This is a genomic window from Streptomyces fildesensis, from assembly GCF_016107395.1.
In the GTDB taxonomy this organism is placed as follows: domain Bacteria; phylum Actinomycetota; class Actinomycetes; order Streptomycetales; family Streptomycetaceae; genus Actinacidiphila; species Actinacidiphila fildesensis.
Map to the genome: position 1 here is coordinate 65,553 of NZ_JAAIKO010000029.1, position 13,503 is coordinate 79,055.

15 protein-coding genes are annotated in these 13,503 nt (G+C 74.3%); 9 read left to right on the forward strand and 6 right to left on the reverse strand.

Going from position 1 to position 13,503, the window contains the following annotated elements:
• Positions 1 to 71 precede the first annotated feature (71 nt).
• The 3 genes from C6N31_RS29130 (at position 72) to C6N31_RS29140 (ending at position 1,861) form a co-directional block, all read left to right on the forward strand.
• Positions 72 to 833, forward strand: a complete 762-nt coding sequence (locus tag C6N31_RS29130) for a L,D-transpeptidase family protein (protein WP_138354486.1) — start codon at positions 72 to 74, stop codon at positions 831 to 833.
• Between the two features lie 116 nt (positions 834 to 949).
• Positions 950 to 1,396 (forward strand): ATP-binding protein, encoded by a 447-nt coding sequence (locus tag C6N31_RS29135; RefSeq protein WP_138354485.1) that lies wholly within the window; start codon positions 950 to 952, stop codon positions 1,394 to 1,396.
• Positions 1,397 to 1,564: 168 nt separating this feature from the next.
• Positions 1,565 to 1,861: a DUF3303 family protein gene (locus C6N31_RS29140; protein WP_187144750.1), complete on the forward strand. Its 297-nt coding sequence runs from the start codon at positions 1,565 to 1,567 to the stop codon at positions 1,859 to 1,861.
• Positions 1,862 to 1,915: 54 nt separating this feature from the next.
• Here C6N31_RS29140 and C6N31_RS29145 read toward each other — a convergent pair whose 3' ends face one another.
• The 3 genes from C6N31_RS29145 to C6N31_RS29155 form a co-directional block, all read right to left on the reverse strand.
• Complete coding sequence (locus C6N31_RS29145; RefSeq protein ID WP_138354484.1) at positions 1,916 to 2,431, reverse strand: hypothetical protein; 516 nt, start codon at positions 2,429 to 2,431, stop codon at positions 1,916 to 1,918.
• 92 nt (positions 2,432 to 2,523) lie between these two features.
• Positions 2,524 to 2,979, reverse strand: a complete 456-nt coding sequence (locus tag C6N31_RS29150; protein WP_198358559.1) for a hypothetical protein — start codon at positions 2,977 to 2,979, stop codon at positions 2,524 to 2,526.
• Between the two features lie 36 nt (positions 2,980 to 3,015).
• Positions 3,016 to 3,165 (reverse strand): hypothetical protein, encoded by a 150-nt coding sequence (locus C6N31_RS29155; protein ID WP_187144751.1) that lies wholly within the window; start codon positions 3,163 to 3,165, stop codon positions 3,016 to 3,018.
• 299 nt (positions 3,166 to 3,464) lie between these two features.
• On the opposite strand from C6N31_RS29155, the gene C6N31_RS29160 reads away from it, so the two are divergent.
• The 6 genes from C6N31_RS29160 to C6N31_RS44285 all read left to right on the forward strand — a co-directional run bounded on the left by C6N31_RS29160 (position 3,465) and on the right by C6N31_RS44285 (position 7,567).
• Complete coding sequence (locus C6N31_RS29160) at positions 3,465 to 4,064, forward strand: efflux RND transporter periplasmic adaptor subunit (RefSeq protein ID WP_138354482.1); 600 nt, start codon at positions 3,465 to 3,467, stop codon at positions 4,062 to 4,064.
• Positions 3,968 to 4,897, forward strand: coding sequence for an efflux RND transporter periplasmic adaptor subunit (locus tag C6N31_RS29165; RefSeq protein ID WP_198358560.1), 930 nt, complete (start codon positions 3,968 to 3,970; stop codon positions 4,895 to 4,897). The genes C6N31_RS29160 and C6N31_RS29165 overlap by 97 nt, the downstream gene beginning before the upstream one ends.
• Positions 4,894 to 5,136 carry a hypothetical protein gene (locus C6N31_RS29170; protein WP_187144752.1) on the forward strand — a complete coding sequence of 81 codons (243 nt, stop codon included), beginning with the start codon at positions 4,894 to 4,896 and terminating at the stop codon, positions 5,134 to 5,136. Before C6N31_RS29165 ends, C6N31_RS29170 begins: the two co-directional genes overlap by 4 nt.
• Positions 5,136 to 5,828, forward strand: a complete 693-nt coding sequence (locus tag C6N31_RS29175; protein WP_232485792.1) for an ABC transporter ATP-binding protein — start codon at positions 5,136 to 5,138, stop codon at positions 5,826 to 5,828. Before C6N31_RS29170 ends, C6N31_RS29175 begins: the two co-directional genes overlap by 1 nt.
• Complete coding sequence (locus C6N31_RS29180; protein ID WP_198358561.1) at positions 5,825 to 7,036, forward strand: ABC transporter permease; 1,212 nt, start codon at positions 5,825 to 5,827, stop codon at positions 7,034 to 7,036. The genes C6N31_RS29175 and C6N31_RS29180 overlap by 4 nt, the downstream gene beginning before the upstream one ends.
• A 291-nt stretch (positions 7,037 to 7,327) precedes the next feature.
• Complete coding sequence (locus C6N31_RS44285; RefSeq protein WP_381587235.1) at positions 7,328 to 7,567, forward strand: ATP-binding protein; 240 nt, start codon at positions 7,328 to 7,330, stop codon at positions 7,565 to 7,567.
• A gap of 45 nt (positions 7,568 to 7,612) precedes the next feature.
• Here the strand turns inward: C6N31_RS44285 and C6N31_RS29190 are convergent, their stop codons facing one another.
• The 3 genes from C6N31_RS29190 to C6N31_RS29200 all read right to left on the reverse strand — a co-directional run bounded on the left by C6N31_RS29190 (position 7,613) and on the right by C6N31_RS29200 (position 13,503).
• Positions 7,613 to 8,062, reverse strand: coding sequence for a VOC family protein (locus C6N31_RS29190; protein ID WP_138354478.1), 450 nt, complete (start codon positions 8,060 to 8,062; stop codon positions 7,613 to 7,615).
• Between the two features lie 87 nt (positions 8,063 to 8,149).
• Positions 8,150 to 9,934 (reverse strand): hypothetical protein, encoded by a 1,785-nt coding sequence (locus tag C6N31_RS29195; protein ID WP_198358562.1) that lies wholly within the window; start codon positions 9,932 to 9,934, stop codon positions 8,150 to 8,152.
• Positions 9,931 to 13,503, reverse strand: a complete 3,573-nt coding sequence (locus C6N31_RS29200) for a vWA domain-containing protein (RefSeq protein WP_138354559.1) — start codon at positions 13,501 to 13,503, stop codon at positions 9,931 to 9,933. Before C6N31_RS29200 ends, C6N31_RS29195 begins: the two co-directional genes overlap by 4 nt.

Here is a 13,503-nt window from a genome sequence, read left to right on the forward strand (position 1 = left end):
CCGCGTCCGTCGCCGACCCGGCCGGCCGAACTCGTGACGCCGGCGCCCCGATGTCGCTCTAGAGTGATCCGATGGGACTCACACACCTCGGCGGGACCGCTGTCGGACGACGCGTCATATCGCTCAGGTCCCGCTCGCGGCGGGCCGCCGCGGTGGCCGCGATCACCGTATGGGCCGTCACCGGCACCCTGCTCGGGTCGGTACCGGCCCACGGTGCGGCCACTCCCCCGCCCCGCTTCCCGGTGCCGGTGACGGTCGGTTCCGCCCACCAGGTGATCAGCGTGCAGGCCCACGGTTCGTACGCGACCGTCATCGCCTGGCAGCAGACCGGCGCCATCTGGATCAAGAAGTACGTGACCACCGCGGCGCGGGTCGGCTCGCACGGCATCACCGACGGCGCCACGCGCAAGCAGGGTACGTACACGACACCCACCGGCACCTACACCCTCACCCAGGGCTTCGGCGTCGACGCCAACCCCGGCACCCGGATGCCGTACCACCGGGTCACCGCGGCGGACTGGTGGGTGGAGGACCCGGACTCCCGCTACTACAACCGGATGCGCCAGGCCGCGCAGGGCGGCTTCCCGCTGACGGAGGCCGGCGACCACGGCAGCGAGCACCTCGTCAACTACCCCGTGCAGTACCGGAATGCGCTGGTGATCAACTTCAACACCAACCCCGCGGTTCCGGGCCGCGGCGCCGGGATCTTCCTGCACGCGCTCGGTCCGAAGGCCGGGCCCACCGCGGGCTGTGTCGCGATTCCGCAGAGCGTCCTCACCAATGTGCTGCGCTGGGCCGACCCGGCGCAGCACCCGGTGATCGCGATCGGGTGACCGGCGGCCTGCTCTGCCGACCGGCGGTTTGCTACTGGCAGGTATAGGTCGGTGTCCCCAGGGTAGGAGAGGCCTCAGTGTTCGGGCCCGCGGGCCATCACGGCGGCAGGAGCGACATGATCGGGATCAAACGGCGTACGCCGGCCATGCCGCCGCCGGTGCAGGCCGCCACCCACCACCGGGCCGCGCACTACGACGGCTCGGTCGGCAGCATCGGCGCCGCCCGCCGGCTGACGGCCGACTTCCTGCACCAGCTCGCCGCCGAGTGGTACGCCCCGGTCGGCGCGGAACAGATGCAGGACATCCTGCTGGTGGTCAGCGAGCTGGCCACCAACGCGGAGCGGCATTCCGGCGGCCCCTACCTGGTGGAGCTGGCCGGCGACGCCGAGTCCGTCCACGTCACCGTGTGGGACAGCGGCAGCACCCTGCCGCGGGTCTTCGCCCCCGATCCGCTGCGGATCGGCGGGCACGGCATGGAGATCGTGCTGCGGCTCTGCGACGGTCTGACGATGGAACTCGTACCGGTGGGCAAGCGCGTCAGCGCCCGGTTCGACCTCACGTAGGCCTGCGTCCCCTCGCCCTGGCACCGCCGGGCCTTCCGGGTCGGCACGGACGGGCGATGAGATGTTGCCGCCCCGATCACCCGAGGAGAGGCTGAGCTCGACGTCACCAGGTCTCCGTGAGCGCGGGCGTGACCGCGCCGGGCGTGGTGGACGGAAGGAGCGAGTCCTATGAGGGTCATGCTGAGGGCGCATCTGGACACCCAGGCCGGGAACGCGGCGTTCAAGAGCGGCAGGCTGGGACAGGTCATGGAGCAGCTGTCGGAACTCCTCAAGCCCGAGGCGGCCTATTTCGGCCCCAGCGAGGGCGACCGGTCGTGCACCTTCGTCTTCGACATGACGGACAGTTCGCTGCTGCCCTCCATCGCGGAACCGCTCTTCGAGGAACTCGGCGCGAGGATCGAGATCCAGCCGGTGATGAACAGCGAGGACCTGCAGAAGGGGCTTGCCGCGGTACGGAAGGGCTGAGCACCCGGGCGGCCGCCCGGACCGGTCCGGGCGGCTCGGGGGCGATGCTCGCGCCTACTGCCCGCGGCGGCGCCGGTAGTAGGAGAGCGTGACCACGCCGAGCAGCGGACCCCACAGCAGCAGGGGCGCGTAGCAGGCGTCCATCACCACGAGGGCGAGTCCCGTCGGCGCTCGCTCCGCGCCTCCGAAGCCCTTCGCGTTGGGGATCAACAGCAGCATCAGGGCGATCGAGCCGAGCGCGGCCGGGATCACCGCCGCGAGCGGCGGGACCCGCCGGCCTCCGACGACCGGGATCCAGCGCGGAACCGTCTCGCCCCAGGGCCTGACCAGTCCCAGGGTGAGCATCGTCAGTCCTTCGATGCCCAGGCCCATCACGACGCACACGACGCTGAACCAGCCGGGGGCTCCCAGGCCGGTGGTGTCGAAGCCCACCGGGATGCCGAACCCCATCGTGATCCGCCATATCCCGGACGGGACGGCGGTGAGCGCCGCGACCTGCGCGGCGACGACCACCCATCGGGCGGGAAGCGGGCTGCGGCGGACGGCTGCGGGAATCTCGTGAGTGACCATGTGACCAGGCTGTCCCGACGGCCGCCGCACCGGATCATGCCCGGGAACGGACCCCGTCCCCCGCGCGGGGGACGGGCGCCTCGTACCCGGCGTCAGGCGGAGGGGCCGGCGCTTCCGGTGGGAGCACCGGAGGGGCGCTGCGGGAGCAGGACCCGGCAGGTCTGGTAGGCCTGGGCCGTCTTGGGGTCCGAGGTGTTGAAGCCGCGCGGGCCGCCGCTGCCCGGGGACGCGGAGGGCAGCACGACGCCGTGGTCCTTCAGACAGCTGGTGAAGGCCTTCATCGCGGTGCTGTCGCCGCCGAAACCGCCCCGGTTCCCGCCCTGACCGCCGGTCTTCGGTCGCAGGGACGCGCAGGCCTGCATCGCCTGCTGCCGGGCCGGATCGGCGGAAGCGCCGCCACCCCCGAAGCCGCCGAAACCGCCACCGGGCCGGCGGCTGCCCCCGCCGGCTCCCGGCGTGCCCTTGCCGCCTCCCGGCCGCGCGCTGCCGCTCGGCCGCGTCGGCAGGGTGACGCCGTGCTGCGCGAGGCACTGGCGGTAGGCGTCCATCCGGGCCGCCCCGGACGCCGACCCGGAGGCGGACGGCTAGGCCGCGGCGCTCGAAGCGGCCGAGGAGGAGCAGGCGGCGAGCAGCAGGACGCCGGAGGCGAGAACGGCGGCCGCCGCGGCGGCCCGGAGGGCCGGTCGCGCGGTGGACGGCCGGGCGGTGGACGGCCCGTCGGTGGTCCAGGTCATGGCCGTTGTCTCCTCGGAGCGTTGGACGGGGTCGGTGGTCTGCGACGTCAGGTCGGGCGCGGGCCGGGGACCCGCGGTGCCGGCGGCCCATGACTGAACCGCACGCAGGTGGGGGCTGCCAGGGGACTGGCTGTGAGTTCCCTGGCAGTCGGCGTCGCTGCGGGGCCGGGGAAGCGCGGATCGCGGTCCGTTCGGTGGGCTATCGTCCCTATCGCGCGGTATGCGGTCGTTCGGGCTCCCAGGGAACTCCCAGACTTCTCCCAGGAATTCAAAGGTGCGGACGGCCAGGATGTGCCGCCATGAAGGTGCTCCCACGACGGCGCAGGGCCGTCCTGATCAACTCGGCGCTCGGCGTTGTGGTCCTCGCGGGTGCCGGTGGCGCCTACGCGACGGTGAACAGCGGCAGCGACACCCCCGCACGGGCCGGCACGCGGACGGTGACGGTCGCCAAGGGCACGGTGCTGGCGACGGTCTCCGGTTCCGGGTCGCTCACCTCGCCCAGCGACGCCGGGGTGAACTTCACCACCGGCGGCCAGCTCACCGAGGTCGACGTCAAACCCGGCGACAAGATACCCAAGGGCAAGGTGCTAGCCAAGGTGGACGCGACAGCGGCCGAAGAGGCACTCGCCCAGGACCAGGCGTCGCTGATCGCGGCGCGGGCCGACCTCACCAAGGTGGAGGAGGGCCAGCCGAGTTCCACCACGACGGGTTCCGGCGGTGGGTCGCCCAGCGGGTCCTCCGGCGGCTCGGGCCGCTCCCAGGGCAACGCGACCCGACACCGGCCCCCACCCCGACGCCCACCGTGGATCCGGCCCAGCTCGCCCAGGCCCAGGCCCAGCTCACCCAGGCGCAGAACACCGTGGACGCGGCGCAGCGCGCGGTCGACGGAACGGTGCTGAGGTCCCCGGTCGACGGCACCGTGGCCTCGGTGTCCGGCAAGACCGGACAGTCGGTGTCCGGCACGGGCAACTCCACGGCGGGCGGCCCGTCCGGCAGTTCCGGCTCGGGCTCCGGGTCGGGATCCGGGTCGGGGAGCAGCAGCGCCACCGGTTCGTCGACCACGCCCACCGGCTTCGTCGTGATCACCAATCCGACCGGTATGCAGGTGACGGCCAACTTCTCGGAGTCCGACACCCTCAAGCTGAAGCCCGGCCAGACGGCCACGGTCACCCTCAACGCCGAGTCGGGCACGGTGCTCAACGCCAAGGTGCTCTCGGTCAGTTCGCTGCCCGTGAGCAGCGGGTCAGGCTCGAGCGGCGGCAGCGGTTCGGGAAGCGCCGTGCAGTACGCGGCGACCCTCTCCATCACCAGCCCGACCGAGGGCCTGCGCACCGGGCTCAGCGCCAACATCCAGGTCGTGACGAGCGAGGCCTCCGGGGCGCTGTACGTGCCGACGGCGGCGGTGTCCGGCACCGGCGCGAACCGCACAGTGACGGTGGTCAGGCCTGACGGCAGCACCCAGCGGACGAGCGTGACGGTCGGTGTGGAGGGCGACACCGAGGACCAGATCGCCTCCGGCCTCACCGAGGGCGAGCAGGTCCAGATCACCACCGTCTCCTCGTCGGGGACCAGCGGTTTCCCGAGCGGCGCGTTCCCCGGCGGTCTCGGCGGTGCCGGGCGGACCCGCACCGGCGGCGCCACCGGCGGTGGCGGTACCGGTGGCGGCGGTACCGGTGGCGGCGGTACCGGTGGCGGCGGGTTCCGCACCGGCGGCGGGGGTGGCCGCGGATGACCCCGGCTCTGGGGCTCCGGCTGCGCCGCCGCGAGGCGGCGGCGGGCGGGCCCGACCCACGTGCGGACGGCCCCTGGGGGCCCGCGCCGGTGATCGAGGTGCGGTCGCTGCTCAAGACGTACGGGCACGGCGACGCGGTCGTGCGCGCGCTCGGCGGCCCGCCGGACCCGGACAGCGGCACGGCGCCCGGCGTCGACCTCGTCGTGCGACAGGGCGACAGGGCGACATGGTGGCCGTGATGGGCAGTTCGGGGTCGGGCAAGTCGACGCTGATGAACATCCTCGGCTGTCTGGACGTGCCCACCTCCGGCCGGTACCTGCTGGACGGGATCGACGTGGGCGGCCTGGACGAGCACCAGCTCTCGCTGGTCCGCAACCGCAAGATCGGGTTCGTCTTCCAGTCCTTCAACCTGGTGCCGCGTACGTCCGCGCTCGCGCAGGTGGAACTGCCGTTGGCGTACGCCGGGGTGAAGACGGCCGAGCGGCGCCGCCGCGCGGTGGCGGCCCTGGAGCTGGTGGGTCTCGCCGACCGGATGGACCACCGCCCCAATGAGCTGTCCGGCGGGCAGCAGCAGCGGGTGGCGGTGGCGCGGGCGCTGGTCACGGCGCCGGCGATGCTGCTGGCGGACGAGCCCACCGGAAACCTGGACAGCCACAGCACCGAGGAGGTGCTCGCCATCGTCGACCGGCTCAACGCCTCGGGGCGCACCGTCGTGCTGATCACTCACGAGGACGAGGTCGCCCGGCACGCCAAGCGGGTGCTGCGGCTGGTCGACGGCCAGGTCGTGGAGGACGTACGGCAGGCGCCGGCGGACGGTCCGCCGCCCGCGCTGCGGGATCCCGCCGCCTTCGCGGCCGCCGCCCCGCACGCACCGCACGCACCGAACTCCTCGTCTTCCTCGCGGGCGCTGACCGGCGGAGGCAGCCGGTGAACCCGTTCGAGACGCTGCGCTTCGCCTTCGGCGGACTCGCAGCGAACAAGGTGCGGTCCGCGCTGACCATGCTCGGGGTGCTGATCGGGGTGGCCGCGGTCATCCTGCTGCTCGCGGTGGGCAACGGCTCCTCGCAGGCGGTGAAGGACTCCATCGAGAAGCTGGGCACCAACTCCCTGACCATCTCGTCGGGCGCCGGATTCGGCGGCGGGCGCTCCTCGTCGACCGTGAAACCGCTGACGGTCGCCGACGCCAAGGCACTCGCCGACCCCGCCCAGGCACCCAGCATCCAGGCCGTCGCGCCGGAGGTCACCACCTCCCAGACGGCGCTGTACCAGGGCACCTCGCACACGGTCGGCCAGGTCGTGGGCACCTACCCGGCGTACTTCGAAGCCTCGAACAGCAAGGTCGTCAAGGGCGACTACTTCAGCGCCGACGATGTGCTCAACTCCCGCAAGGTGGCGGTGATCGGTGCCACCACGGCGACCGACCTGTTCGGGACCGCCAGCCCGATCGGCAGGTCGGTGGTGCTCGGCGGCACACCGTTCACCGTGGTCGGGGAGCTGGCGGCCAAGGGCGGCACCGGATTCCAGGACCCGGACGACGTCGTGATCGCCCCCCTGACGACCGTGCAGAACGCGTTCACCGGCTTCGGCTCGCTGAACCAGATCCTGGTCGAGGCGAAGTCGGCCGACGCCACGACCCCGGCGCAGAACGAGATCACCGCCGTACTGATGGGGCAGCACGGCCTCAAGGACCCGTCGGCGCTCGACTTCCGGGTGAGCAGCCAGGAGTCGCTGCTGACCACCCAGGCGTCGACCAACAAGACCTTCACGGTGCTGCTGGGTGCGATGGCCGCGATCTCGCTGCTGGTCGGCGGGATCGGCATCACCAACATCATGCTGGTGACGGTGACCGAGCGGACCCGGGAGATCGGGATCCGCAAGGCGATCGGCGCCCCGCGGGGCGTCATCCTGGGGCAGTTCCTGGCCGAGTCGACACTGCTGTCGCTGGTCGGCGGCGGGCTCGGGGTGGCGGTGGGGCTCATCGGCTCCCACTTCACGATCGTCGGCATCAAACCGGTGGTCATCCCGGAGTCGGTCGTCGGCGCGTTCGCCATCGCCGTGGCGATCGGGCTGTTCTTCGGCAGCTACCCGGCCAACCGCGCCGCGAGCCTGCGGCCCATCGAGGCCCTGCGGCACGAGTGAGACGGCGGGTGCGACGCCTTCCCGGCGACGATCACTCCCCCGCTCGCCCACCCCGCCTCGATCATTCCCCCTCGACAGCACGGACAGGAGAAGCGGACATGGCCCGACGCCGCACCGATCTCGTGAAGGCCGACGCCCAGGATCCGGCGCCGTCCGACACCTACACCGAGTACGACCCCGGCTTCAGCGACCCGGACGGCACCACCCGTCTGCCGGTGGTCCCCGGCACCTCGGCAGCGGAGCCCTACGGTTTCGCGGAGGCGGGCCGGGCGGAGATCCTCGAGAGCTCCGGTGGCCGGCCGGCGGCCCGGCTCGGGGCCCGGGCTGACGCCCGAGCAGGCGGCCCGGGTCTTCGAGCGCTTCTACCGGGTGGACGCCTCCCGCAGCCGCCAGGAAGGCGGCGGCGCCGGGCTGGGCCTCGCGATCGCCTCCGCGCTGGTGTCGGCCCATCACGGCGAGGTGGAACTGGTGACCTCCCCCGGCGAGGGAGCCGTCTTCCGGGTGCTGCTGCCCTCTGCCGCGGAGCTGTGAGGGCCGCACCCGTACGACGGCCGGCCCGCGGCGGCCGGCTTCCGGCTACTGGACGTCGAACTCGTTGCCCTCCGGGTCGGCCATGGTGACGTGGCTGCCCCCCGGCTCGGACACGACGTTCAGTACGGTGGCGCCGAGCGCTTCCAGCCGCTTGACCTCCGCCTCGCGGGCCTCCGCACCGACGTGCAGGTCGATGTGCAGCCGGTTCTTGCCCTGTTTGGGCTCCGGGACGCCCTGGAAGAGCACCCGCCGGTCCAGGCCCATGCCGGTGGCGGCATCGAACGGGTCCTCCGGGTGGCGCACGGCCGCCAGCGTCGACCAGCCCCGGCGCCCTTCGGTATCGATCAGATCGGCCTCGGCGATCGCGCCGACGCCCAGCAGCCGCTCGATGAGCGCGGTGTGGTCCTCGACCTCGTAGCCCAGTGCCTGTGCCCAGAAACCGGCGAGCCGGTGGGGGTCGGCGCAGTCGATGACGAGTTTCCAGTGCAAGGCCATACGTTCCTCCTTGAGTGGGCGGACCAGGACATGTCCGGTCCCGCTTCGATGTAACCAGTTATGGGATGCGGTGACCGGCCGACGGGCTCACCCTGTCCCGGCTGCGGCATCGGGAGACTGCCAGGCCGCGGCACAGAGCGAGTTCTCCGCCACTTCTGCGTACAGCGCGGCGCCCAGCCAGGCACGGGCGAAGTGGGTCGTGTCGGCCGGGAGCAGACGGCCGAAGGGGTCGCGGGCGCGTTCGGTGGCGGCCTGTTGCAGTGCGGCCAAGAGGTCGGCGGCGGTGGGGAGGGCGGAACGGCGCAGGCGGTGGGCGTCGGACGACAGCGATCCGGGAACGGCGAGAAAGCGCCGCCCTGCCGCGACGGCCTGTTCGAGACGCCGGCGCAGGAGATGGAGCGGAGCCCGGTCCAGCGGTTCGGCGCCGGGGCCGGGCCCGGTCGGCTGCGGTGGCAGGGTGGGGAGGTCGGCGCGCTGGAGGCGGTCCAGGCCCATGTCGATGCGGCGGCCGGGATCGGCGGGGTGCGCGATCGCCAGCAGGTGCAGCCGGGGCTGGGGCGCCGGGACGAGGCGGCCGACGATCCGCAGTCGCGCACCGGGGAGCGCTGCCAGCATCCGGAGGTTGTCCCGGTGGGCCAGTGCGGGGTGGTCATGGGCCGCGGTGAGCCGGAGCGTCAGATCGTCGCACGCGGCGAGTAGGCAGTCCCCGCCGGTCTCGCGGGCTGCTCCCAGGATCGTGACGTCGAGGAAGAGCAGATCGGCGCCCGCGTGCGAGGTCTCCGCGCCGGGGGCGCGTGCGCGGAGGGCGCGGGCGACCTGCTCGGCGGCCGGTACCGCCCACAGCGCCCCGAGGGGTTCCGCCGTCCAGGCGGCTCCCGCCGCCCGCACCGCCTTGACCGCCGCGCCCGCGCCGAGCCGGCCGGTCGGCGAGACGGTGGCCCCCGACAGGGCGAGCCCCGCGTGGGAGAGCTCCCGGTGGGTGAGGGCGGTGTCGCCGAGCCGCACGGTGCGGTCGGCCGCGGCGGCGGCCCGGCCGGGGCCGCCGGGTGCGATGTCCGAGACGGTGTAGAGCCGGCCATCGGCGGCCGCGGCCCAGGTGGTGGCGCCGGCGTAACCGCCCGCGGTGATCAGCGGTTCGGTGAACAGCCCGTACAACCGCAGGGATCCGTCGGGCACATAGGCCTGCCGGGCGGTACCGCGCAGGGCGGCCAGTTCGGAGTCCTTCGCGTCGGGCAACCGGTGGGCGGTGGCCAGCAGTTCCCGTACCGCGGCGGTCAGGTCCCCCAGCCGGTGTGCCGGGTCGGCGGAGCGCGCGGCGCGCAGCCCGTTGACGACCGAGACGGCCGCCGCGGCCGGGCGGGGCAGCCCACCGAGCCGGGCCGCGTGGGCCGCCCGCAGCAACTCGGCCTGCAGGACGGCCCCGGCACCCTCGATACCCGCGTCGAGAACGGCGGCCCCGGCCGCCCACAGGGCGCCGGCGGCAGCCCGTTGCTCGGGCGTCGCAACGTCCTCGGTAGCGGCTTCCGGGGCCGGAGCGGCCCCGCTGTCCGTGGCCGTGTCCTTGGGCGAAGGCGCCGGTTCGTCGTCGGCCACGGGCGCCGCGGACGCGACGGCCGCGCGGTGTAGACAGTCCGGGGCGAGCAGACAACCGCAGCGGATCCCGCCCTGGGTGGTTACCACCCCGGCGGGGGCGTGGAGTTCCAGGCTGATCTCGTCGTCGACCGCGATCCGTACCGTGTCGCCGTCACGGACGGCGGGCCTGGCCGCGATCTTGACCGCGGCGGCGTCGAGGCGTTTGCGCAGCCGGGGCGAGAGGGCGCCGACGATCTCGGCGGTCACGGCGGGTGCGACGGCGGGGAGGTCCTGGCTCATGCGATCTTCTCCCCTACCCAGCGGGCGAGTTCGAGCGGGCTGAGGGCGGCGACCGGCATACCGGCGGCGACGAGCTGGCCGGCTACACCGGTCGAGTACCGGGGACGTCCGGCGTCGTCCAGGCTCGCGCAGCCGAGTACATGGCAGCCGGCCCCGACGAGGGAACGGACTTCGGAGAGCAGTCCGCCGAGCGGATAGCCCTCCTCGAAGTCGCTGATCACGACGACGAGGGTGCGGGACGGCACGGTCACCAGCGTGCGCGCGTGGCGCAGTCCGGCGGCGATGTGGGTGCCGCCGCCGACGCGGACCTCGAGGAGCAGCGAGAGGGGATCGTGCACCTGGTCGGTGAGGTCGATGACCTCGGTGGAGAAGGCCAGGAAGTGGGTGGACAGGGTGGGTACTCCGGCGAGCACCGCGGCTGTGAGGGCCGACCAGATGGTGGAGGACTCCATCGAGCCCGACACATCGGTGACCAGGACCAGCCGCCAGTCGGCGGCACGCCGCGCGCGGGAGCGGAAGACGGGCCGCTCGGGGATGACCTGGACGCTGCCGTCGGGTGCCCGGCGTGCGGTCGCGAGGTTGGCGCGCAGGGTGCGCGCCAGATCGAGCCGTCCGCCGGGGCGCCGGCTGGGGCGGGGCAGCGTCATGCCGGTCATGGCGGGCCGCAGTCGGGTGGCGAGTTGCCGGGTGAGTTGCTCGACGAGCCGGCGCACCAGCGGGCGGAGCGCACCCAGCCGGGCCTCGGGCAGCCCGCCGGCGTGCTGCAGGACGGTCTTGAGCAGATCCACGGAGGGCCGGACACTGCTGGGATCGAGTTCGGTCAGTACATCGCGGCGCCCGGACGCGGCCGCCGCCGCGAGCACTTCCTCGCGGATGCCGGGACCGAACAGCACGGCCAGTTCCTCGGACCATTCCCGGACCCCCGGGTACGGGGTCTGGCGGCCACCGCGGTTGCCCCCGGCACTGCCCGTGAGGTCACCGCGCGAGCCCTCGCCGCGACCGCTGCCGTACAGCTCGTCCAGGGCGGTGGCCAACGGCGCCGCTGACGGCGGCAGTTGATCGGTGCGGCGGCCGAGTACCAGCCGCCATCGGTCGGCCGGGGCCAGGATCCGGTCCTCGGCGGCAGGAAGCGGCGGCGACGGGGCGGCTGGGGCTGCCGGATCCGCCGCCCCGGCCGGGTCGGAGGGTTCGGCGGCTTCGGCCGGTTCGGTGACGGGCGGGGCCGGGAGCGCGGCGGGCAGCAGACCCAGCCGGCCCAGCGTCTCGCGGGCGGTGAGATCGGCCCGGGTCCACCGCGCCAGCGCGGCCGGGTCGATGCCGTCCGTGTCGGTGATGTGGCCCGTGTCGTCCCCGAGTCGTGCCTCCACGGTCGTCAGCAACCGGTCGCGGGCGGCCGGGCTGAGGGTGTCGAAGCCGCCGCGCAGCGCGGGCAGACGGTCCAGGAAGGCGCTGTCGCCGAGGTCCGTGATCCGGCCCAGCAGCGGGTCCAGGACGGGTGCCATGGTCTCCAGGAGCGGGCCCGCCGCGGTGAGCAGGCCGGTGAGACGGGCGGTCAGGGCGCCCCGGCAGCCGGCGTCCGCGGCCGCGTCGACCCAGGACGCGGCGCGGGTGCCGAAGGCGTGCGCGTCCTCGTGTCCGAGCAGAACGCGTACGGCTCCGGCCGCGGCGGACATGAGCGGTGAGCCGTCGGCGGCCAGCCGGGTGAGGGAGTCGGTGAGCCGGATGCCGCCGAAAGCGTCCGCGCGGTGGGCGAGTTCGAGCAGCGCGCGGGCGTCCGCCGGATCGTCGGAACCGGTGAGGCCGTCGACCTGGCGGACCGCGGCGGCGGTCAGCAGTTCGTTGACCGCCGTGGCTCGCTCACCGCGATCCGCGTCCACGCTGAGTCCGGCGACGTGGCCGGCCCTGATGCGGTCCAGCAGCGCGAGTGCGGTGAGCAGTTGGGGCAGTGTGCCGGTGGCGGGCACGCCCTGGCCCAGCTCCTCGAGCCGTTCGTCCGCCAGCCCGGGCAGGCCGCACGAGGCCGCCTCCGCCAGACCGTCGATGGTCTGGTCGGCGGTGGGGCCGCCCGCGTCGTGTTCTGCGCGGCGGCGTTCGCGCAGCAGCCCCTCGGCGGCCTGGCCCGGGGTGACGCCGCGGACACCGGCAGCGGCCAGCATGGCGGCGGTGGCCGGCGTCCAGCGCACCTCCCACCGGGTGGTGACGGCGTCGCTGCCGCCCGCACCCGTCACGGCCGTCGCCGAGGCGTAGGGGATGCCGCAGACCGTCAGCCGGCGCAGCAGCAGTTCCCGGCGGCGGTCGAGGTCCGAGCGCAGCGGGTCCAGCCGCAGATCGCGGGCGGCTGTGGTCCCCGCGTCGCCGGGGCCCGGCAGGCCCAAGCGGGCGACCTCCTCCTCGACGGCCGGTGCCAGACCGCTGCGCGGCGCGTCGGGGGCGGGCCGGCCGGAGCGGGTGCCGACCAGGACCCGTTCCAGCGCTCGGGCGACAGCGCGCCCCCGCCCGAGGGGCTCGCCCTGGGTGAGCACCGTCTGCACGGCCTCGATCAGCTCCCCGCGGCCGGGCGCGGGCAGACCGCGCAGCCTCGCGAGGTCGCCCGCCAGCCGCACGATCTCGCGGGCGTCCGCCGGGCCCGACGGGTGGTCCTGCGCGCGCAGTTCGGCGCAGATCCGCACCGCGGTCCCGAGGAGTGCCTCGTCGATCGCGGCCGGGCTGCCCGCCGCCCGCAGGACGAGGTGCTGCCATTCGGGGTCGCGGATGCCGGCCGGATAGCCGGACCGCTCGTCCAGCAGCGGGTAGGTGTACGGAATGAGCGACGCCGTCCACGCCGGGCCGTCGGGGGCCGGGTCGGCCGACGGGACCGGTTCGGTGTCCGGGCTCAGCAGCGCCGGGGTGTGGAAGGCGCCCACGACGACCGCGGCCCGGCGGCCGGCGGCCAGGACCTCGTCGATCCGGGCTCGCATCCACCGCTCGCGGGCCAGGTCCGACGCCTCCACTCCGCCGCCCCGTTCGGCGTCGTGCCGCAGCGCCCAGCCGGTGAGCAGGGCGGCGCGGCGCAGCGCCTCGGGTGCGGAGCCGGGTGCGGCGGCCTCCACGAGGCGGTCCCAGAGATCCTCTCCGGGACGCCCGGTGAGCCGGGCGTTCAGCGCGTCCCGCAGCCCGGGCCCCTCGCCGTCGGAGCTGCCCCGGCCGCCCGGCGCGCGGCGTTCGTGCCAGGCCGGGTCGGACAGCGGCAGGTCGCACGCGATGACGGGAACGCCGTGGCCCGCGGCCCAGCGCAGGGCGGCGAGCTCGGGAGAGAAGTCGGCGAACGGATAGAAGGCGGGGCCGCGCCCGTCCCCGCCGCCGGCGGCGGGGACGGCGGCCAGCGCGACCGGAGCCAGGGTGTCGGCATGGGCGAGCCAGGGCAGCCACTCCTGCAGGTCCGCGGGCAGCTCGACGAGCAGCACCTCCGGCCTTGCGGCGTCCAGCAGTTCCGGCATGACGGCGGCGAGCGACGGCGCGTGATGGCGGACGCCGATGAGGTACGGGGCGGCGGGGCCGGTCATGGCCGCTACCGCCTCGTCCGGAGTCAT